Raw genomic sequence first — 20,309 nt, forward strand, 5'->3', positions numbered from 1 at the left:
AGAACGCTCCCAGCCTATAGAAGGAAAGCCAATCGATGCCGCAGGTGGATCCCGAACTCTTCGACCGCGGCCAGTTCCAGGCTGAACTGGCCCTCAAAGCGAGTCCTGTTGCGGCGTTCAAGAAGGCGATCCGCCAGGCCCGCGAGGTCCTCGATACGCGCTTTCGCAATGGCCGCGACATCCGCCGCCTGATCGAAGACCGCGCCTGGTTTGTCGACAACATCCTGCAAAAGGCCTGGGAGCAGTTCAACTGGAGCGAAGACGCCGATATCGCCCTAGTGGCGGTGGGCGGCTACGGTCGGGGCGAGTTGCACCCCTATTCCGACATCGATCTGCTGATCCTGCTGGACAGCGCCGACCACGAAGTTTTCCGAGATTCCATCGAGCGTTTTCTGACGCTGTTGTGGGACATCGGCCTGGAGGTCGGTCAGAGCGTACGCTCGGTCGACGAGTGTGCCGAAGAGGCCCGCGCCGATCTGACCGTGGTCACCAATCTGATGGAAAGCCGCACCATCTGCGGCCCCGAGCGTCTGCGCCAGCGCATGCTCGATGTCACCAGCACCGCACATATGTGGCCGGCCAAAGAGTTCTTCCTGGCCAAGCGTGCCGAGCAAAAAGCCCGCCACCACAAATACAACGACACCGAATACAACCTCGAACCGAACGTCAAAGGCTCGCCCGGCGGCCTGCGGGATATTCAGACGATTCTCTGGGTCGCCCGGCGTCAGTACGGCACCCTGAATCTGCGCGCCCTCGCTGGCGAAGGCTTTCTGGTCGAAAGCGAAAACGCCCTGCTCGCCTCCTCCCAGGAATTCCTGTGGAAAGTGCGTTATGCCTTGCACATGCTCGCCGGCCGCTCGGAAGACCGCTTGCTGTTCGATCATCAGCGCACCATTGCCGGCCTGCTCGGCTTTGAAGGTGACGACGCCAAACAGGCTGTCGAAAACTTCATGCAGCAGTACTTCCGCACGGTGATGAGCATCGCTCAGTTGAGCGACCTGATCATTCAGCACTTCGAGGAAGTCATCCTCGCCCCGGAAGACGAAGCGCCGCCGCAACCGATCAACTCACGCTTTCAGCTGCACGACGGCTACATCGAAGCGCGCAACGACAACGTGTTCCGCCGTACGCCGTTCGCCATGCTGGAAATATTCGTGCTGATGGCCCAGCAGCCGGAAATCAAAGGCGTGCGCGCCGACACCATTCGTCTGCTGCGCGAGCACCGGCACCTGATTGACGACAACTTCCGCAACGACATTCGCAATACCAGCCTGTTCATCGAGCTGTTCAAGTGCAAGATCGGCATCCACCGCAATCTGCGGCGGATGAACCGCTACGGCATTCTCGGGCGCTATCTTCCGGAGTTCGGCTTTATCGTCGGGCAGATGCAGCACGACCTGTTTCACATTTATACGGTCGATGCACACACGCTGAACCTGATCAAACATTTGCGTAAGTTGCAGTACACCCAGGTCTCGGAAAAATTCCCGCTGGCCGCCAAGCTCATGGCCAAGCTGCCCAAGCCCGAGCTGATCTACATGGCCGGCCTGTACCACGACATTGGCAAGGGCCGACATGGCGATCACTCGGAGATCGGCGCGGTCGATGCCGAAGCATTCTGCCAGCGCCATCAATTGCCGGTGTGGGACAGCCGCCTGATCGTTTGGCTGGTGCAGAATCATTTGGTGATGTCGACCACCGCGCAGCGCAAGGATCTATCCGACCCGCAGGTGATCCACGATTTTGCCCAGGCAGTCGGCGACGAAACGCGCCTCGACTATCTCTATGTGCTGACCGTGGCCGATATCAACGCGACCAACCCGACGCTGTGGAACTCCTGGCGCGCCAGTCTGTTGCGCCAACTCTACACTGAAACCAAGCGCGCCCTGCGCCGCGGCCTGGAAAACCCGGTGGATCGCGAAGAGCAGATTCGTCAGACCCAGAGCGCCGCACTGGATATTCTGGTACGCGGCGGCACCGACCCGGATGATGTCGAGCAGCTGTGGGCGCAACTGGGCGATGACTATTTCCTGCGCCACACCGCAGGCGACGTCGCCTGGCACAGCGATGCAATCCTGCAGCAACCGGTCGATGGCGGGCCGCTGGTGCTGATCAAGGAAACCACCCAGCGCGAATTCGAAGGCGGCACGCAGATCTTCATTTATGCGCCGGACCAGCACGATTTCTTCGCTGTGACCGTGGCGGCGATGGATCAGCTCAACCTGAACATTCACGACGCCCGGGTTATCACCTCCAGCAGCCGGTTCACCCTGGACACCTACATCGTGCTCGACAACGATGGTGAATCGATCGGCGACAACCCGGCGCGGATCAAGCAGATCCGCGAGGGCCTCACCGACGCCCTGCGCAACCCGGATGACTACCCGACGATCATTCAGCGCCGGGTGCCGCGCCAACTCAAACATTTTGCCTTTGCGCCGCAAGTGACCATCCACAACGACGCCCAGCGACCGGTGACGGTGCTGGAGTTGACCGCGCCTGACCGGCCAGGCCTGCTGGCGCGGGTCGGCGGGATTTTCCTCGAATTCGACCTGTCGCTGCAGAACGCCAAGATTGCGACCCTGGGCGAGCGCGTGGAAGACGTGTTCTTCATCACCGACGCGCACAACCAGCCGCTGTCCGATCCGCTGCTGTGCAGCCGCTTGCAGGATGCGATCGTCGAACAGCTGAGCGTCAATCAGGAACCGGATATCAAGCTTTCGCGGATCAGTATTTGAATCAATGAATTTTCCCTGTCGGACCGGCAGGCGCCAATGAAAGCCTGACAATGACAACCTGCTCGCGAAGCGGTCATTCAGCACGCATCAATGTTGAATGGACCACCCTCTTCGCGAGCAGGCTCGCTCCCACAGGGCTCGTTCCAGCCTGGAATGGCGCCAAGCCCTCCGACATCGACCGAGGCCCCCATGAACAACGCTCTGAACCAGCTCCAGCCGTACCCGTTCGAAAAGCTCCGCGCCCTGCTCGGCAGCGTCACACCGAACCCCGACAAACGCCCGATCGCCCTGTCGATCGGTGAGCCGAAACACCGTTCGCCGAGTTTTGTCGCCGAAGCGCTGGCGAACAATCTGGATCAGATGGCGGTGTACCCGACCACGCTCGGCATCCCGGCGCTGCGCGAAGCCATCGCCGGCTGGTGCGAGCGTCGCTTCGGCGTACCGAACGGCTGGATCGAACCGGCGCGCAATGTGCTGCCGGTCAACGGCACCCGCGAGGCGCTGTTTGCCTTCACCCAGACCGTGGTCAACCGGGGGGATGACGCGCTGGTGGTCAGCCCCAACCCGTTCTATCAGATCTACGAAGGCGCGGCGTTTCTCGCCGGGGCCAAGCCGCACTACCTCCCGTGCCTGGATGAAAACGGCTTCAACCCGGACTTCGACGCGGTATCGCCGGACATCTGGCAGCGCTGCCAGATCCTGTTCCTGTGCTCACCGGGCAACCCGACCGGCGCGCTGATTCCGGTCGAGACCCTGAAAAAGCTGATCGCCCTGGCCGACCAGCACGACTTCGTGATCGCCGCCGACGAGTGCTACAGCGAACTGTACTTCGACGAACAGACGCCGCCGCCGGGCCTGCTCAGCGCCTGCGTTGAACTGGGCCGCAATGACTTCAAGCGCTGCGTGGTCTTCCATAGCCTGTCCAAGCGCTCCAACCTGCCGGGCCTGCGCTCAGGCTTCGTTGCCGGCGATGCCGACATCCTCAAAGGCTTTTTGCTCTACCGCACCTACCACGGCTGCGCGATGCCGGTGCAAACCCAACTTGCCAGCGTTGCCGCGTGGAATGACGAAGTGCACGTGCGCGCCAACCGTGCGCTGTATCGCGAGAAATTTGATGCAGTCCTTAACATACTCAGCCCGGTGATGGATGTGCAGCGTCCCGATGGCAGCTTCTACCTCTGGCCGAATGTGCAAGGCGACGACGCGGCGTTCTGTCGTGATCTGTTCGAGCAGGAGCACGTGACCGTGGTGCCGGGCTCGTATCTGTCGCGCGATGTCGATGGCGTCAATCCGGGAGCGGGCCGTGTGCGCATGGCGCTGGTTGCGCCACTGGCGGAGTGCGTGGAAGCGGCCGAACGGATTCGCGAATTCATCACCCGGCAGAAGTGATCAACGGGTACCCGCAGCAGGCCCTCTGCTGCGGGCAGTCGATCTGCTATTTGACCTGCCCCAGGTTGGCCTCGCTCAGATCAAGCTCTCCCAACACCTCCCTGAGCACATCGTCACCGATCTGGTGCTGACGGCTCAGGCGGTACAACTCAAGGCGTTGCGCCCTCAGCGCCTTCAGACGCAGCCGACGTTCCAGCATATCCATCTGAAACGCCAGTGCCTGGGCTTCGGCGGAATCGTTGAACACGTCGAGTTGATGGCGATACTCGGACATGATCCGTGCCTTGAGCTCCGCTGCCAGCGCCGCCTGAGCGGCATCCTGAGGCACGACTTCTTCGCTTTCCAGCGCGTGGATCGCCGCTTCGGCGGTGTTGCGCCAGGCGTCACGCACCTCCTGACGACGCCTGTCGTCGGGACTTTTTTCGATGCCCCGCAGCAGCAAGGGCAGCCCGATACAGGCGCAAATCAGCGACAGCAGAATCACTCCGGCAGCAATGAAGATCAGCAGATCACGCTCGGGAAAAGCCTCGGTGCCGATCAGCATCGGTACCGACATCACGCCCGCCAGCGTTACCGCCCCGCGCACCCCGCCCACCGTCAACAACCAGCAAGAGCGTGCCGTCGGCACCTGCGTCAGCTCGCCCTTGCCGCGCAGACGGCGCAGCAGCACCGACAAACGCCAGATGCTTTGCACCCAGACAAATCGCAGCAGCACCAGTGCGACGAAAATCGCCAGCACGTCGAGGCCGCGATAGAACAGCGTCGGCCACAGCGTCGGTTCATGGCTGACCACCGCCTTGATGATGTCCGGCAGTTGCAGGCCCAGCAGCAAGAAGATCAAACCGTTAAAGGCAAATTCCAGTAAAGACCAGACGCTGCGGTTAAGCAGTCGCGTGCTGGTCTGCCGTGGCAGCAGATCGAGCCAGCTCTGCATCATCCCTGCCGCCACTGCGGACAGAATGCCCGAAGCCCCCAGACGTTCAGCCAATACGTAAGCGGCGAACGGCAACAGCAACATGAACACCACGTGGGTGGCCGGATCATCCCAGCCTCGGGCAATCATCCACGCGCGCAGGCGTCCGACCAGCCAGCTCAGCGCTACACCAACAGCCAGACCACCCAGCGCTACCGCGACAAAGGTCAGACTGGCATTGGTCAGCGAGAACACACCCGTCACCGCTGCTGCCAGGGCGAACTTGAACGTCACCAGACCCGAGGCGTCGTTCATCAGCGCCTCGCCTTGCAGCATGTGCATCAGCGGCGTCGGCAGGCGATTTTGCGAAATGGCCGAAACCGCCACGGCGTCGGTCGGTGACAACACGGCCGCGAGGGCGAAGGCCACCGGCAGCGGAATCGTCGGCAACAGCCAATGAATGAAATAGCCGGCGCCCACCACGGTGAACAGAACCAGGCCCACGGCCAGAGTCAGGATCGGCCCGCGCAATTGCCAGAGCGCGCGTTTGGGCATGCGCCAGCCATCGGAAAACAGCAGCGGCGGCAGAAACAGAAACAGGAACAATTCGGGATCGAGGGCGACGTGCAGGCCCAGGTTCGGCCAGGCGAGCAAGGCACCGGCGGCGATTTGTACCAGCGGCAACGGCAGCGCAATGACCCGTCCGACCAGGCGCGAGACGCTGACCAGCATCAGCAGGATGAGGACGGTGTAAGCGGTTTGCATAAAACGAAAATCTCAGGCGATCGACAGCGTTGAACTGCCATATTAGCGCCTTAGGCTGTGGCTGACCGTTGCACCTATGTCGCACGGCCGCAAGAGAGCCCCCTGTGGGAGCGAGCCTGCTCGCGAAAGCGGTCGTTCAGCGCACAGAGATATGACTGACATGGCCGCTTCGCGAGCAGGCTCGCTCCCACAGGTGTTTTGCATTGCCAAATCGACCTGAGGCGCCGCGAAACCGTCCGCTCATGGCATAATCCGTCACCATTTTTTTCCAGCACCTGTAAAGGGGGCGATTCCTTGGCCGTTTCAAGTAAAACGTTGCACCTTTTCGGCATCAAAGCCTGCGACACCATGAAAAAGGCGCGCACCTGGCTCGATGAACACGCTGTCAGCTATGACTTTCACGATTACAAGAGCGCCGGTATTGACCGTGAGCACCTGACCCGATGGTGTGACGAGCACGGCTGGCAAACCCTGTTGAATCGCGCCGGCACGACCTTTCGCAAACTCGACGACGAACGTAAAGCCGATCTCGACCAGTCGAAAGCCATCGAACTGATGCTCGCGCAACCCTCGATGATCAAGCGCCCGGTGCTTGATCTCGGCGACCGAACCCTGATTGGCTTCAAGCCAGACATCTACGCGGCTGCCCTGAAGTAAGCAGCCCGTCACTCTTTGTAGAGGTATTCACATGTCCAATTCCCTGTTCAGCATCGCTTTTGGTGTCGGCACCCAGAATCGTCAAGGCGCGTGGCTGGAAGTGTTCTATGCGCAGCCATTGCTCAATCCGTCGGTCGAACTGGTGGCCGCCGTAGCGCCGATCCTCGGTTACACCGAAGGCAACCAGGCCATCACCTTCAGCACCGCGCAGGCTGCGCAACTGGCTGAAGCCGTGAAAGGCATCGACGCCGTGCAAGGCAAGTTGCTGACCCGTCTGGCCGAAAGCCACAAGCCGCTGGTCGCCACCCTGCTGGCCGAAGACACGCAATTGACTTCCACGCCTGAGGCTTATCTCAAGCTGCACCTGCTCTCGCACCGTCTGGTCAAGCCACACGGCGTCAGCCTCGCCGGGATCTTCCCGCTGCTGCCCAACGTAGCGTGGACCAGCCAGGGCGCGATTGACCTGAGCGAGCTGGCGGAAATGCAACTCGAAGCGCGCCTGCGCGGCGAGCTGCTGGAAGTGTTCTCGGTGGACAAGTTCCCGAAAATGACCGACTACGTGGTACCGGCCGGCGTGCGTATCGCCGATGCCGCACGTCTGCGTCTGGGCGCCTACGTCGGCGAAGGCACCACTGTCATGCACGAAGGTTTCATCAACTTCAATGCTGGTACCGAAGGCCCGGGCATGATCGAAGGCCGCGTCTCGGCGGGCGTATTCGTCGGCAAGGGCTCGGACCTGGGCGGCGGTTGCTCGACCATGGGCACCCTGTCGGGCGGCGGCAATATCGTGATCAAGGTCGGCGAAGGCTGCCTGATCGGCGCCAACGCCGGTATCGGCATTCCGTTGGGCGACCGCACCACCGTCGAGTCGGGCCTGTACGTGACCGCCGGCACCAAGGTGGCATTGCTGGACGAAAGCAACAATCTGGTGAAGGTGGTGAAGGCGCGTGAATTGGCCGGTCAGACTGATCTGCTCTTCCGTCGCAATTCGCAAACCGGTGCCGTGGAGTGCAAAACCCACAAATCGGCGATCGAACTGAACGAGGCGCTGCACGCTCACAACTAAGCAGCACACCGACCTCCTGTGGGAGCGAGCCTGCTCGCGAAGGCGTTCTTGAATACGCCAAAAGCTTCGCGAGCAGGCTCGCTCCCACAGTGTCTTGTGTATACCCCGCCCAATTTCACAGGGCTGAACAGATGATGATCCCCTCCCCGTGGCGCGCCGATTTTCCGGCCATTGCCGCCCTGCAACGCCAGGACCAGACTTATCTGGATAACGCCGCCACCACGCAAAAACCCCAGGCCTTGCTCGATGCGCTGACGCATTACTACGCCAATGGCGCGGCCAATGTGCACCGTGCACAGCACCTGCCCGGCGCCCACGCGACACAAGCGTTCGAAGACAGTCGACTCAAGGTTGCCCAGTGGCTGAATGCCGGCGACAGCGGGCAGATCGTCTTCACGCACGGCGCCACCAGTGCCCTGAATCTGCTGGCTTACGGTCTGGAACAGCAGTTCCAGCCGGGGGACGAGATTGTCGTCAGCGCCCTGGAGCATCACGCCAACCTGCTGCCATGGCAGCAACTGGCCCAGCGTCGTCAGTTGAAACTGGTGATCCTGCCGCTGGATGCCGACGGTCTGGTCGACCTCGCCGCCGCCGTGCATCTGATCGGCCCCCGTACACGGTTGTTGGCGATCAGCCAGTTGTCCAATGTGCTTGGCGTCTGGCAGCCACTGACGGCGTTGCTCGGCATGGCCAAGGTGCAAAACGCACTGACCGTGGTCGACGGCGCGCAGGGTGTGGTGCATGGCCGCCATGATGTGCAGGCGCTGGGTTGCGACTTCTATGTGTTTTCCAGCCACAAACTGTACGGCCCCGATGGCCTTGGCGTACTGTATGGGCGCAACGCCGCGCTGGAACGGTTGCAGCCATGGCAGTTTGGCGGCGAGATGGTGCTGGAAGCCAACTATCACGACTCGCGCTTTCGCCCGGCGCCGCTGGGTTTCGAGGCGGGCACGCCGCCGATCGCCAGTGTCATCGGACTTGGCGCGACCCTTGATTATCTGGCCCGTCTGGATCAGGACGCGGTGTCGGCCCATGAAGCGGCGCTGCATGACTATCTGCTGCGCGGCCTCGCCGCACGCAATGGCATTCGCCTGCTTGGCAAGCCGCAATTGGCGCTGGCCAGTTTTGTCGTCGACGGCGTGCACAACGCCGATCTGGCGCACTTGCTGACCGAACAGGGCATCGCCGTGCGCGCCGGGCATCACTGCGCCATGCCTTTGATGAAAAGCCTCGAACTGGCCGGAGCGATTCGCGTGTCGCTAGCGCTGTACAACGATTCGCAAGATCTCGAGCGCTTTTTCGAAGCACTGGATCAGGCGCTGGAGTTGTTGCGATGAACTTGCCGGTTGAAGCGGCTGAGGCGTTGCAGACCTTTCAGAACGCGGCGGGCTGGGAACAGCGGGCGCGGTTGTTGATGCAGTTTGGTGATCGTCTGCCGGCGCTGGATGACGCGGATAAGTGCGAGGCCAATCGGGTGCATGGCTGTGAGAGCCAAGTTTGGCTGGTCGGGGATCTGCGCGACGGGCACTGGCAATTCAGGGCGAGCAGCGATGCCCGCATGATTCGTGGGTTGGTGGCGTTGTTGCTGCTGCGGGTCAACGGATTGTCGACAGCTGAGTTGCAGCAGGTGGATTTGCCGGACTGGTTTAATCAACTCGGCCTTTCCCGCCAGTTATCACCCTCGCGCAGCAATGGCCTGAATGCCGTGCTCCAGCGGATGAATGAGCTGGCCACCACCCTGTAGGAGCTGCCGAAGGCTGCGATCTTTTGATCTTGATCTTAAAAAAAATCAAAAGATCGCAGCCTTCGGCAGCTCCTACAGGGGAATGCATTGCAAATGTGGGAGCGAGCCTGCTCGCGAAGAGGCCAGCAGCCCCAACATCAAGCCTGAGGTTTAACCCTGTCCGCCGGGCGCCGCACCCCCGCCACAATCTTGTCCACAGCCTTGGTCGCCGCGACCATGCCGAACGTCGCCGTGACCATCATCACCGCGCCAAACCCGCCGGCGCAGTCGAGCTTCACGCCGTCGCCGACAAAACTCTTCTGCAGACAAATGCTGCCGTCCGGTTTCGGATAGCGCAGCTGTTCCGTGGAAAATACACACGGCACGCTGTAATGGCGGGTCACGGTGCGGGAAAAGCCATAGTCACGGCGCAAGGTCGAGCGCACTTTAGAGGCCAGCGGATCGTTGAAGGTGCGGTTGAGATCGCACACCTGAATCAGCGTCGGGTCGATCTGCCCGCCCGCACCGCCGGTGGTGATGATCTGGATCTTGCGACGCTTGCACCAGGCGATCAGCGCCGCTTTGGCATTGACCGCATCGATGCAGTCGATCACGCAGTCGATATTCGGCGTGATGTATTCGGCCATGGTGTCGCGGGTGACGAAATCGGCCACAGCGTGCACGGTGCAAGCGGGATTGATCCCGCGCAGGCGCTCGGCCATCACTTCGACCTTGGGTTTGCCGACGGTGCTGTCCAGGGCGTGCAACTGACGGTTGGCATTGCTGACGCAAACGTCGTCAAGGTCGAACAGCGAAATCTCGCCGACCCCACAACGGGCCATGGCTTCCGCCGCCCATGAGCCGACGCCACCGACGCCGACGATCGCCACGTGGGCGGCGCGCAAGCGTTCCAGGCCCTCGATGCCATACAAACGGGCGATGCCTGCAAACCGCGGATCTTCTGTACTCATGACCATTACCCCAAAAACCGGCGCGCATTATAGGGCTACGCAGCGACAAGTTTTAAGCTGCAAGCGACAAGTGTAAGAACTTAAGTCATAGAGTCTTGCCCAATGTGAGCCATTTCCCTGTCTGATGTACGACCGGCGAACTGTCGGTGTAGGATGCGCGCCCCTTTGGCGTATAGCCTACCGATCCTCCGTTCCACAGCCTTTGGAACCTGAAACAGCTATGTCATCGCGTAAATTTGGACTCAACCTGGTGGTGGTGCTGGCCATCGCTGCCCTGTTCACCGGTTTCTGGGCGCTGGTCAATCGCCCGGTCACGGCGCCGAACTGGCCGCAGCAGATCTCCGGCTTCTCCTATTCGCCATTCCAGCAGGGGCAATTCCCACAGAAGGATCAGTATCCGACTGACGACGAAATGCGCCGTGACCTGGAGATCATGAGCAAGCTCACCGATAACATCCGCATCTATTCGGTCGACGGCACGCTGGGAGACATCCCCAAACTGGCTGAAGAGTTCGGTTTACGCGTCACCCTCGGCATCTGGATCAGCCCGGATCAGGAACGCAACGAGCGCGAAATCACCAAAGCCATCGAGCTGGCCAATACCTCACGCAGCGTGGTTCGCGTTGTCGTCGGTAACGAGGCGCTGTTCCGTGAAGAGATCACCCCAGAGGCGTTGATCGTGTTGCTTGATCGCGTGCGTGCCGCGGTCAAAGTGCCGGTGACCACCTCCGAGCAGTGGCACATCTGGGAGAAGTACCCGCAACTGGCCAAACACGTCGACCTGATCGCCGCCCACGTTCTGCCGTACTGGGAATTCATCCCTGTCGACAAGGCCGGCCAGTTCGTCTTCGACCGCGCTCGCGATCTGAAAAAGCTGTTCCCGAAAAAACCGCTGCTGCTGTCTGAAGTCGGCTGGCCGAGCAACGGCCGCATGCGCGGTGGCGCCGACGCGTCGCCGGCGGATCAGGCGATTTATCTGCGCACGCTGGTCAACAAGCTCAATCGCCAGGGCTTCAACTACTTCGTGATCGAAGCGTTCGACCAGCCGTGGAAGGCCAGCGATGAAGGCTCGGTCGGCGCCTACTGGGGCGTGTTCAACGCCGCGCGCCAGCAGAAATTCAATTTCGAAGGCCCGGTGGTGGCGATTCCGCAATGGCGCGTGCTGGCCATCGGTTCGGTGGTGCTGGCGCTGCTGTCGCTGACCCTGCTGATGATCGACGGCTCGGCCCTGCGCCAGCGCGGTCGCACATTCCTGACCTTTATCGCGTTTCTGTGCGGTTCGGTGCTGGTGTACATCGGTTACGACTACAGCCAGCAATACAGCACCTGGTTCAGCCTTACGGTGGGATTGCTCCTGGCCCTCGGTGCGCTCGGCGTGTTCATCGTCTTGCTGACCGAGGCACACGAACTGGCGGAAGCGGTTTGGATACACAAACGCCGGCGCGAATTTCTGCCGGTGCTTGGCGATTCCGGTTATCGGCCGAAAGTGTCGATCCACGTGCCCTGCTACAACGAGCCGCCGGAGATGGTCAAACAGACCCTCGACGCCCTGGCCAACCTCGATTACCCGGACTTCGAAGTCCTGATCATCGACAACAACACCAAGGACCCGGCGGTGTGGGAGCCGGTACGCGACTACTGCGAAACACTCGGCCCGCGCTTCAAGTTCTTCCATGTATCGCCGCTGGCCGGTTTCAAGGGCGGCGCGCTGAATTACCTGATTCCGCACACCGCCAGGGATGCTGAAGTCATCGCGGTGATCGACTCCGATTACTGCGTGCACCCGAACTGGCTCAAGCACATGGTGCCGCACTTCGCCGACCCGAAAATCGCCGTGGTGCAGTCGCCGCAGGATTATCGCGACCAGAACGAAAGCACCTTCAAGAAACTCTGCTACGCCGAGTACAAAGGCTTCTTCCACATCGGCATGGTCACCCGCAACGACCGTGACGCGATCATCCAGCACGGCACCATGACCATGACCCGGCGTTCGGTGCTGGAAGAGTTGGGCTGGGCCGACTGGTGCATCTGCGAAGACGCCGAACTTGGTTTGCGCGTGTTCGAAAAAGGTCTGTCGGCGGCGTATTACCACGACAGCTATGGCAAGGGCCTGATGCCGGACACCTTCATCGACTTCAAGAAGCAGCGGTTCCGCTGGGCCTACGGCGCGATCCAGATCATCAAGCGCCACACCCGCAGCCTGTTGCGCGGCAAGGACACCGAGCTGACCCGTGGCCAGCGTTACCACTTCCTCGCCGGCTGGCTGCCGTGGGTCGCGGACGGCATGAATATCTTCTTCACCGTTGGCGCGCTGTTGTGGTCGGCGGCGATGATCATCGTGCCGCAACGGGTCGATCCGCCGCTGCTGATCTTCGCAATCCCGCCGCTGGCGCTGTTCGTGTTCAAGGTTGGCAAGATCATCTTCCTGTACCGCCGCGCTGTCGGCGTGAATCTGAAAGATGCGTTCTGCGCCGCGCTGGCCGGCCTGGCCTTGTCGCACACCATCGCCAAAGCGGTTTTGTACGGCTTCTTCACCAGCAGCATCCCGTTCTTCCGCACCCCGAAAAACGCCGACAACCACGGTTTCTGGGTGGCGATTTCCGAAGCGCGGGAAGAGCTGTTCATCATGCTGTTGCTGTGGGGCGCGGCGCTGGGGATCTTCCTGGTGCAGGGCATGCCGAGCAATGACATGCGTTTCTGGGTGACCATGTTGCTGGTGCAGTCGCTGCCCTATCTGGCGGCGCTGATCATGGCGTTCCTGTCGTCGCTGCCCAAACCTGTGGCCAAGGCCGAGCCGGCCGCCGCTTGATCGGTGATTGCTTAACGTCAAACGGCGGCCTTCGGGTCGCCGTTTTGCATTAGAATGGTCGCCTTTTTCAATGCCAATACATCCTGTAGGAGCTGCCGAAGGCTGCGATCTTTTGATCCTGTCTTTGGAATCAACAGCACAATCAAAAGATCGCAGCCTTCGGCAGCTCCTACAGGTTTACCGCGCGCACCCCGGAGCTATTACATGACGGCCCACGCCGACCTATCGCCGACCCTTCAACTGGCCATCGACCTGATCCGCCGTCCTTCCGTGACTCCGGTCGACGCTGACTGCCAGAAGCAGATGATGCAGCGCCTGGGCGATGCCGGTTTCACCCTCGAGCCGATGCGCATCGAAGATGTGGATAACTTCTGGGCGACCCATGGCAACGACGACGGTCCGGTGCTGTGCTTCGCCGGCCACACTGACGTGGTGCCGACCGGCCCGGTCACGGCGTGGCAGATCGATCCGTTCGAAGCGGTGATCGATGAACACGGCATGCTTTGCGGCCGCGGCGCGGCAGACATGAAAGGCAGTCTGGCCTCGATGACCGTGGCCGCCGAGCGCTTCGTTGCCGACTACCCGAATCACAAAGGCAAGGTCGCCTTCCTGATCACCAGCGACGAAGAAGGCCCGGCGCATCACGGCACCAAGGCCGTGGTCGAGCGCTTGGTGGCGCGCAACGAGCGACTGGACTGGTGCATCGTCGGCGAGCCGTCGAGCACCACGCTGGTCGGCGATGTGGTGAAGAACGGTCGTCGCGGTTCCCTCGGCGCCAAGCTCACGGTCAAAGGCGTGCAGGGTCACGTGGCCTATCCCCATCTGGCGAAGAACCCGATCCACCTCGCCGCACCGGCGCTGGCCGAGCTGGCCGCCGAACACTGGGATCACGGCAACGATTTTTTCCCGCCGACCAGTTTCCAGATTTCCAACCTCAATTCCGGCACTGGCGCGACCAACGTGATTCCGGGCGATCTGGTAGCGGTGTTCAATTTCCGTTTCTCCACCGAATCCACCGTCGAAGGGCTGCAGAAACGCGTTGCCGACATTCTCGACAAGCATGCCCTGGACTGGCACATCGACTGGGCGCTGTCCGGCCTGCCGTTCCTGACCGAGCCGGGCGCGTTGCTTGATGCGGTGTCGTCGAGCATCAAGGACATCACCGGTCGCGAAACCAAAGCGTCGACCAGCGGCGGCACCTCCGATGGCCGCTTCATCGCGACCATGGGCACGCAAGTGGTTGAGCTGGGCCCGGTCAACGCGACCATTCACCAGGTCAACGAGCGCGTGCTGGCAGCGGATCTCGATGTACTGACCGAGATTTACTACCAGACCCTGATCAAGTTGCTCGCCTGATGCTCGCGTGCCCGATCTGCAGTGAACCGCTCAACGCGGTGGACAACGGCGTGGTCTGCCCCGCCGGCCATCGCTTCGACCGTGCGCGTCAGGGTTATCTGAACCTGCTGCCGGTGCAGCACAAGAACAGCCGCGACCCGGGCGACAATCAGGCGATGGTCGAAGCGCGACGTGATTTCCTCAACGCCGGACATTACGCGCCAGTGGCCAAACGTCTGGCTGAATTGGCGGCCAGTTTTGCCCCGGAGCGCTGGGTCGACATCGGTTGTGGCGAGGGTTACTACACCGCGCAAATCGCCGAAGCGTTGCCCAACGCGGATGGCTATGCACTGGACATTTCCCGCGAGGCGGTGAAACGCGCCTGCAAGCGCCACCCGGCGATGACCTGGTTGATTGCCAGCATGGCCCGCGTGCCATTGGCTTGCGGCAGTTGCCAGTTTCTCGCCAGCGTATTCAGTCCGCTGGACTGGGAGGAAGCCAAACGTCTGCTCAGCGTCGGCGGTGGCCTGATGAAAGTCGGCCCGACCCGCGGCCATCTGATGGAACTGCGCGAACGCCTGTACGACGAAGTGCGCGAATACACCGACGACAAGCATCTGGCCCTGGTGCCGGCAGGCATGGCGTTGGCGCACAGCGAAACCCTGGAATTCACGCTGACCCTGGACAAGCCTGAGGATCGCGCCAACCTGCTGGCGATGACGCCTCATGGCTGGCGCGCCAGTGCCGAGCGTCGTGCGGCGGTGATCGAACAGGTCGAGCCGTTCGTGACGACCGTGTCGATGCGCTACGATTATTTCGTTCTTCAATAACTTTTGGTCTCGGGCGAGTGCCCGGGGCCGGCTAAATCCGCGAATGGATTTTTCAGACCCGCAGTGAGGACATCCATGCGCCAACCGGACATCGAGATTTACCTGAAAGACGCCGACGTCGACCACAAGGCTATCGCCGCCTGGCTCGGCGCAGCCCTGGGCCCGTGCAGCGACTGGGTACAGAAAGGCCAGACATACAAGTGCAAGGCCGGCAACGTGCCGGTGACGTGGTTGCCGAAAGCCGTGGGCAAGTGGAACAGCCTGTACCTGGAAAGCGACCAGACCCCTTGGGACGACGACATCGCCTGTGCCCGCGCCGCCTTTGCCGCGCTGAACGTCGAAGTGCGCTGTGCGCCGGGCACGTGGGTCGAAGAAGAAGGCGAAGAAACCGCCGATCGCTGGATTCGCATCAGCGCCGACGGCGAAGAAGAGATCACCTGGAAAACGGCTTAAAAGCAAAAGATCGCAGTCTTCGGCAGCTCCTACAGGGTCATGTGTACACCTGTAGGAGCTGCCGAAGGCTGCGATCTTTTGATCTTCAAGGTTACAGGCCTACAACATCCTCAGCCTGCAATCCCTTTTCGCCGGTAATCACCGCGTACTCGACCTGTTGACCTTCGGTCAGCGAGCGATGCCCTTCGCCGCGGATCGCGCGGTAGTGCACGAACACGTCCACCCCGTCTTCGCGCTGAATGAAGCCGTAGCCCTTGGCGTCGTTGAACCACTTCACGTTGCCGGTTTCACGTGTTGCCATCTGTTCGTACTCCTTTTTTATTATTGAACAGGCTTTTCGCAGGAAAGCCTTTGCGGAACGTCAGCCTGTGTCCGACGTCCTGAAACGGGCCCCGGCAACAGACCGCCGAGTATATGACAGGTGAAGAAACTCTCAACAGGAGATTGGTTCGGCGCTTTTTTGCCGATTTTCGATGAATCCGGCACACTAGCGACCGCTCGATTCTATCCACTCACGCAGAAGCCGTATGACCCGTTCCCCGTTCCGCCGTCTAGTGTTTGGCACCCTGCGCCGCCTGCTGTATCTGTGGGTTCGCTCCGAGACCATCAACCAGTCGTCGTTCACCCTCAACCTCGACCGCAGTCGTCCGGTGTTCTACGTCCTGCAAAACCCTTCGCTGACCGATCTGGCGGTGGTCGATACCGAGTGCACCAAGGCCGGCCTGCCGCGCCCGGTGCTGGCTGTGTCGGTGGGTACGCTGATCGAGCCGGCGGCGTTTTTCTATCTGACGCCGGACCCGGACTGGCTCGGCCGCCAGGACAAACGTGGCGCGCCGCCGACCCTGACTCGTCTGGTCAGCGCGCTGACGCAGAACGCTGCCGAAGACGCGCAGATCATTCCGGTCAGCGTGTTCTGGGGCCAATCGCCGGACAGCGAAAACAGCCCGTGGAAGCTGTTGTTCGCCGACAGTTGGGCGGTCACTGGGCGCCTGCGCCGCCTGCTGAGCATCATCGTCCTCGGACGCAAGACCCGCGTGCAGTTTTCCGCGCCGATCCACCTGCGCGAACTGATCGATCACAACAAGGGCCACGAGCGCACCGTGCGCATGGCCCAGCGCATCCTGCGGGTGCACTTGCGCAACCTCAAAGCCGCAGTGATCGGCCCGGACATTTCCCACCGTCGTAACCTGGTCAAAGGACTGCTCAGCCAGCCACTGGTCAAGCAAGCGATCCTCGACGAAGCCGAGCGCGAAAAGATTTCCCCGGAAAAAGCCAAAGCCCAGGCCTTGCGCTACGGCAACGAGATCGCCTCGGACTACACCTACACTGCGATCCGTTTCCTTGAGGTGGTGCTGAGCTGGTTCTGGAACAAGATCTACGACGGCATCAAGGTCAACCACATCGAAGGCGTGCAGAACGTCGCGCAGGGTCACGAAGTGATCTACGTGCCGTGCCACCGCAGCCACATCGACTACCTGCTGCTCTCGTATCTGCTGTTCCGCAACGGCCTGACCCCGCCGCACATCGCCGCCGGGATCAATCTCAACATGCCGGTGATCGGCAGCCTGCTGCGCCGTGGCGGCGCGTTCTTCATGCGTCGTACCTTCAAGGGCAACCCGCTCTACACCTCGGTGTTCAACGAATACCTGCACACCCTGTTCACCAAAGGCTTCCCGGTCGAATACTTCGTCGAGGGCGGCCGGTCGCGCACCGGGCGCATGCTGCAACCAAAAACCGGCATGCTCGCGATCACGCTGCGCAGCTTTCTGCGCTCCTCGCGCATGCCGATCGTGTTTGTGCCGGTGTACATCGGTTACGAGCGCGTGCTCGAAGGCCGCACCTACCTGGGCGAGCTGCGCGGGGCGAGCAAAAAGAAAGAATCGATCTTCGACATTTTCAAGGTGATCGGTGCGCTCAAGCAGCGCTTCGGCCAGGTCGCGGTGAATTTCGGCGAGCCGATCAAACTGGCGGAATTCCTCGACGCCGAACAACCGGACTGGCGCCAGCAGGAGCTCGGCCCGCAGTTCAAACCGGCGTGGCTCAACGAAACCACCAACCGCCTCGGCGAGAAAGTCGCCCGGCATCTCAACGAAGCAGCGGCGATCAACCCGGTCAATCTGGTGGCGCTAGCACTGCTGTCGACCACGCGACTGGCGCTGGACGATCGCGCCATGGCGCGGGTGCTGGATCTGTACCTGGCACTGCTGCGCAAAGTCCCGTATTCGCCGCACACCACCTTGCCGGAAGGCGATGGCCGTGCACTGATCGAGCATGTGAAGGACATGGATCTGCTCGCCGAGCAGAACGACGCGCTGGGAAAGATTCTCTATCTCGACGAGCAGAACGCTGTCCTGATGACCTATTACCGCAACAACGTCCTGCACATTTTCGCCCTGCCATCGTTGCTGGCGAGTTTCTTCCAGAGCACTTCGCGCATGAGCCGCGAACAGATCCTGCGCTACACCCGCGCGCTGTATCCGTACCTGCAATCGGAGTTGTACATCCGCTGGAGCCTGGACGAACTCGACGCGGTGATCGATCAGTGGCTGGAAGCGTTCGTCGAGCAGGGCCTGCTGCGTTTCGAGAAGGACGTGTACATGCGTCCGGCACCGAGTTCGCGGCACTTTGTCCTGCTAACCCTGTTGTCGAAAAGCATTGCCCAGACTCTGCAGCGTTTCTACATGACCGTATCCTTGTTGCTCAACAGCGGCCAGAACAGCATCAGCGCCGAAGAGCTGGAAGACCTGTGCACGGTCATGGCTCAGCGCCTGTCGATCCTGCATGGCCTGAACGCGCCGGAATTCTTCGACAAGAGCCTGTTCCGCCACTTCATCCAGACCCTGCTCGACCTCGACGTGCTGCGCCGCGACGCAGCCGGCAAGCTGAGTTATCACGAACTGCTCGGGGAACTGGCCGAAGGCGCGGCCAAACGCGTATTGCCGGCGGAGATTCGCCTGTCGATACGCCAGGTGGCGCTGCATCGCAGCGAAGATGCGGCGGATCAGATCACGCCACAGCCTGCGGCATGACGCACTACCCCTGTGGGAGCGAGCCTGCTCGCGAAGGCGGAATGTCAGTCGACACTTATTTTGACTGAACCACCGCTTTCGCGAGCAGGCTCGCTCCCACATTGAAAGGAGATGTACCTTGAAAAAACTACTGACGCTTGCCGCCGCTACCCTGCTAAGCGCCTGCCAATCAACCACCCCTGCTGGTAAAGCAAGTCTCGACGGCGAAGTCTTCTACCTGCAACGCATCGCCCTGCCACCGAGCGCAACCCTGAGCGTGAGCCTGCAGGACGTGTCCCTGGCCGACGCGCCAGCCGTCGTCCTCGACCAGCAAAAAGGTCCGGTCAAAGGCCAGGTGCCGCTGCCGTTCCATTTGAGCTACGATCCGGCGCAGATCAAACCCGGCCACCGCTACGCGGTCAGCGCGCGCATTGAAGTCAACGGCGAGCTGATGTTCATCACCACCGAAAACCATGCCGTGCAACTCGACGGCAACGACCCGCAGCCGCTGAAAATCCGCGTCGACGCCGTTCGTTAATCCACTCCGCCACAAGGAAGCCGCCATGCGCCGCCCTACCCTTCGCTTCGCCGCCGTCTGCGCCGGCCTGCTCATTTCTGCCAACGCCCTGGCCCTGTCGCTCAGTGACCTGTCGCAACAAGATGCCACCGGCGGCCTCAAGGACGCCCTGACCCAGGGCGCGCAGATCGCCGTGAAACAGCTCGGCGCCCCGGGAGGCTTCAGCAACAACCCCGAGGTGAAGATCGAACTGCCGGGCAAACTCGGCAAAGCCGCGAGCAAGATGAAAGCCTTCGGCATGGGCGCCCAGGTCGAAGAACTGGAAACCGCGATGAACAAAGCCGCCGAATCCGCCGTGACCCAGGCGCAACCGATCCTTGTCGACGCCGTGAAGAAAATGAGCGTGGCCGACGCCAAAGCCATCCTCAGCGGCGGTAGCGATTCGGCCACCCAATACCTGAACAAATCCAGCCGCGAGCAGATCCGCGCCAAATTCCTGCCCATCGTCAAACAGGCTACCGACAAGGTTGGCGTCGCCCAGAAGTACAACTCGTTCGCCGGCCAGGCCGCAGCCTTTGGCGTAGTCGACGCGAAGAGCGCCAACGTTGAAAGCTACGTCACCGAGCAGGCGCTCAATGGTCTGTTCGAGATGATCGGCAAACAGGAACAAACCATCCGCCAGAACCCGGCCGCTGCGGCGACGAGCCTGGCGAAGAAGGTGTTTGGTACGCTCTAAGCTGTCTTTACAAGGGGCGAGACGATTCGCCCTCGAGCCATTCAGCCTGTTTCGCTAAACATCGGCAACGCTTTCGCGAGCGGGCTCGCTCCCACAGGAAGCAAGAGCAAAATCAAAAGATCGCAGCCTTCGGCAGCTCCTACACGATGAGCGTTAGCTCGAGTATCGCTTTTGATCTTGATCCACGGGCGACGTCGGAAGGCTGAGCGGAGGGATTGATCCGGGCGTGGGAGCGCAGCGACCGTACGACGCAGTCGTACACAGCGAGTGTAGGTGCAGCGAAGCAAACCGGAGCCGCTGCGCCCGGATCGATCCCGCAGCGAAGGAACCCGAGCCTGCGAGGGCCGAACGCAGGAGCAAGCCTTTTGGGTTACCTTTTTGGCGTTTGAAAAAGGTGAC

Annotated in this window: 16 protein-coding genes; 13 read left to right on the forward strand and 3 right to left on the reverse strand. The window is 61.3% G+C overall.

Annotated elements, in window-relative coordinates:
* The first annotated feature begins 35 nt into the window (after nucleotides 1-35).
* Both VNV36_RS21540 and dapC read left to right on the forward strand, forming a co-directional pair.
* On the forward strand, nucleotides 36-2,738 hold the full coding sequence (locus VNV36_RS21540) for a [protein-PII] uridylyltransferase (RefSeq protein WP_325720321.1): 2,703 nt from the start codon (nucleotides 36-38) through the stop codon (nucleotides 2,736-2,738).
* Between the two features lie 189 nt (nucleotides 2,739-2,927).
* A complete protein-coding gene (dapC, locus tag VNV36_RS21545; protein ID WP_325720322.1) occupies nucleotides 2,928-4,127 on the forward strand; it encodes a succinyldiaminopimelate transaminase in 1,200 nt (399 codons plus the stop codon).
* A 46-nt stretch (nucleotides 4,128-4,173) separates the two neighbouring features.
* Here dapC and VNV36_RS21550 read toward each other — a convergent pair whose 3' ends face one another.
* Nucleotides 4,174-5,805, reverse strand: coding sequence for a Na+/H+ antiporter (locus VNV36_RS21550; protein WP_325720324.1), 1,632 nt, complete (start codon nucleotides 5,803-5,805; stop codon nucleotides 4,174-4,176).
* Nucleotides 5,806-6,099: 294 nt separating this feature from the next.
* Between VNV36_RS21550 and VNV36_RS21555 the strand changes: the two genes are divergently transcribed.
* The 4 genes from VNV36_RS21555 (at nucleotide 6,100) to VNV36_RS21570 (ending at nucleotide 9,272) form a co-directional block, all read left to right on the forward strand.
* Entirely contained in the window at nucleotides 6,100-6,462 is a 363-nt protein-coding gene (locus VNV36_RS21555) for an ArsC family reductase (protein WP_325720326.1), read from the forward strand.
* Between the two features lie 31 nt (nucleotides 6,463-6,493).
* Nucleotides 6,494-7,528, forward strand: coding sequence for a 2,3,4,5-tetrahydropyridine-2,6-dicarboxylate N-succinyltransferase (gene dapD, locus VNV36_RS21560; protein ID WP_325720328.1), 1,035 nt, complete (start codon nucleotides 6,494-6,496; stop codon nucleotides 7,526-7,528).
* Nucleotides 7,529-7,659: 131 nt separating this feature from the next.
* A complete protein-coding gene (locus VNV36_RS21565; protein WP_325720329.1) occupies nucleotides 7,660-8,865 on the forward strand; it encodes an aminotransferase class V-fold PLP-dependent enzyme in 1,206 nt (401 codons plus the stop codon).
* Nucleotides 8,862-9,272, forward strand: coding sequence for a SufE family protein (locus VNV36_RS21570; protein WP_325720330.1), 411 nt, complete (start codon nucleotides 8,862-8,864; stop codon nucleotides 9,270-9,272). The genes VNV36_RS21565 and VNV36_RS21570 overlap by 4 nt, the downstream gene beginning before the upstream one ends.
* Before the next feature lie 137 nt (nucleotides 9,273-9,409).
* Here the strand turns inward: VNV36_RS21570 and tcdA are convergent, their stop codons facing one another.
* A complete protein-coding gene (gene tcdA, locus VNV36_RS21575) occupies nucleotides 9,410-10,228 on the reverse strand; it encodes a tRNA cyclic N6-threonylcarbamoyladenosine(37) synthase TcdA (RefSeq protein ID WP_325720332.1) in 819 nt (272 codons plus the stop codon).
* A 214-nt stretch (nucleotides 10,229-10,442) separates the two neighbouring features.
* Between tcdA and VNV36_RS21580 the strand changes: the two genes are divergently transcribed.
* From VNV36_RS21580 to VNV36_RS21595, 4 genes are all read left to right on the forward strand, one after another.
* Entirely contained in the window at nucleotides 10,443-13,031 is a 2,589-nt protein-coding gene (locus VNV36_RS21580) for a glycosyltransferase (RefSeq protein ID WP_325720334.1), read from the forward strand.
* A gap of 204 nt (nucleotides 13,032-13,235) precedes the next feature.
* Nucleotides 13,236-14,387 (forward strand): succinyl-diaminopimelate desuccinylase, encoded by a 1,152-nt coding sequence (dapE, locus tag VNV36_RS21585; RefSeq protein ID WP_325720336.1) that lies wholly within the window; start codon nucleotides 13,236-13,238, stop codon nucleotides 14,385-14,387.
* Nucleotides 14,387-15,196, forward strand: coding sequence for a putative RNA methyltransferase (locus VNV36_RS21590; RefSeq protein ID WP_325720338.1), 810 nt, complete (start codon nucleotides 14,387-14,389; stop codon nucleotides 15,194-15,196). Before dapE ends, VNV36_RS21590 begins: the two co-directional genes overlap by 1 nt.
* Nucleotides 15,197-15,271: 75 nt before the next feature.
* A complete protein-coding gene (locus VNV36_RS21595; RefSeq protein WP_007978418.1) occupies nucleotides 15,272-15,649 on the forward strand; it encodes a hypothetical protein in 378 nt (125 codons plus the stop codon).
* Nucleotides 15,650-15,740: 91 nt separating this feature from the next.
* On the opposite strand, the gene VNV36_RS21600 is transcribed toward VNV36_RS21595, so the two are convergent.
* Nucleotides 15,741-15,950 carry a cold-shock protein gene (locus tag VNV36_RS21600; RefSeq protein ID WP_007908870.1) on the reverse strand — a complete coding sequence of 70 codons (210 nt, stop codon included), beginning with the start codon at nucleotides 15,948-15,950 and terminating at the stop codon, nucleotides 15,741-15,743.
* A 226-nt stretch (nucleotides 15,951-16,176) separates the two neighbouring features.
* On the opposite strand from VNV36_RS21600, the gene plsB reads away from it, so the two are divergent.
* The 3 genes from plsB to VNV36_RS21615 all read left to right on the forward strand — a co-directional run bounded on the left by plsB (nucleotide 16,177) and on the right by VNV36_RS21615 (nucleotide 19,910).
* On the forward strand, nucleotides 16,177-18,678 hold the full coding sequence (plsB, locus tag VNV36_RS21605) for a glycerol-3-phosphate 1-O-acyltransferase PlsB (protein ID WP_325720341.1): 2,502 nt from the start codon (nucleotides 16,177-16,179) through the stop codon (nucleotides 18,676-18,678).
* A gap of 118 nt (nucleotides 18,679-18,796) precedes the next feature.
* Nucleotides 18,797-19,195 carry a YbaY family lipoprotein gene (locus VNV36_RS21610; protein WP_325720343.1) on the forward strand — a complete coding sequence of 133 codons (399 nt, stop codon included), beginning with the start codon at nucleotides 18,797-18,799 and terminating at the stop codon, nucleotides 19,193-19,195.
* Between the two features lie 25 nt (nucleotides 19,196-19,220).
* Nucleotides 19,221-19,910, forward strand: a complete 690-nt coding sequence (locus VNV36_RS21615; protein WP_325720345.1) for a DUF4197 domain-containing protein — start codon at nucleotides 19,221-19,223, stop codon at nucleotides 19,908-19,910.
* The last annotated feature ends 399 nt before the right edge of the window (nucleotides 19,911-20,309 follow it).

The sequence above is a fragment of the Pseudomonas sp. genome (assembly GCF_035554175.1).
GTDB lineage: Bacteria > Pseudomonadota > Gammaproteobacteria > Pseudomonadales > Pseudomonadaceae > Aquipseudomonas.

Coding starts and splice junctions, on each gene's coding strand:
- VNV36_RS21540 (WP_325720321.1), top strand. CDS start 36: ATGCCGCAGGTGGATCCCGAACTCTTCGACCGCGGCCAGTTCCAGGCT.
- dapC (WP_325720322.1), top strand. CDS start 2,928: ATGAACAACGCTCTGAACCAGCTCCAGCCGTACCCGTTCGAAAAGCTC.
- VNV36_RS21550 (WP_325720324.1), bottom strand. CDS start 5,805: ATGCAAACCGCTTACACCGTCCTCATCCTGCTGATGCTGGTCAGCGTC.
- dapD (WP_325720328.1), top strand. CDS start 6,494: ATGTCCAATTCCCTGTTCAGCATCGCTTTTGGTGTCGGCACCCAGAAT.
- VNV36_RS21565 (WP_325720329.1), top strand. CDS start 7,660: ATGATGATCCCCTCCCCGTGGCGCGCCGATTTTCCGGCCATTGCCGCC.
- VNV36_RS21570 (WP_325720330.1), top strand. CDS start 8,862: ATGAACTTGCCGGTTGAAGCGGCTGAGGCGTTGCAGACCTTTCAGAAC.
- tcdA (WP_325720332.1), bottom strand. CDS start 10,228: ATGGTCATGAGTACAGAAGATCCGCGGTTTGCAGGCATCGCCCGTTTG.
- VNV36_RS21580 (WP_325720334.1), top strand. CDS start 10,443: ATGTCATCGCGTAAATTTGGACTCAACCTGGTGGTGGTGCTGGCCATC.
- dapE (WP_325720336.1), top strand. CDS start 13,236: ATGACGGCCCACGCCGACCTATCGCCGACCCTTCAACTGGCCATCGAC.
- VNV36_RS21590 (WP_325720338.1), top strand. CDS start 14,387: ATGCTCGCGTGCCCGATCTGCAGTGAACCGCTCAACGCGGTGGACAAC.
- VNV36_RS21595 (WP_007978418.1), top strand. CDS start 15,272: ATGCGCCAACCGGACATCGAGATTTACCTGAAAGACGCCGACGTCGAC.
- VNV36_RS21600 (WP_007908870.1), bottom strand. CDS start 15,950: ATGGCAACACGTGAAACCGGCAACGTGAAGTGGTTCAACGACGCCAAG.
- plsB (WP_325720341.1), top strand. CDS start 16,177: ATGACCCGTTCCCCGTTCCGCCGTCTAGTGTTTGGCACCCTGCGCCGC.
- VNV36_RS21615 (WP_325720345.1), top strand. CDS start 19,221: ATGCGCCGCCCTACCCTTCGCTTCGCCGCCGTCTGCGCCGGCCTGCTC.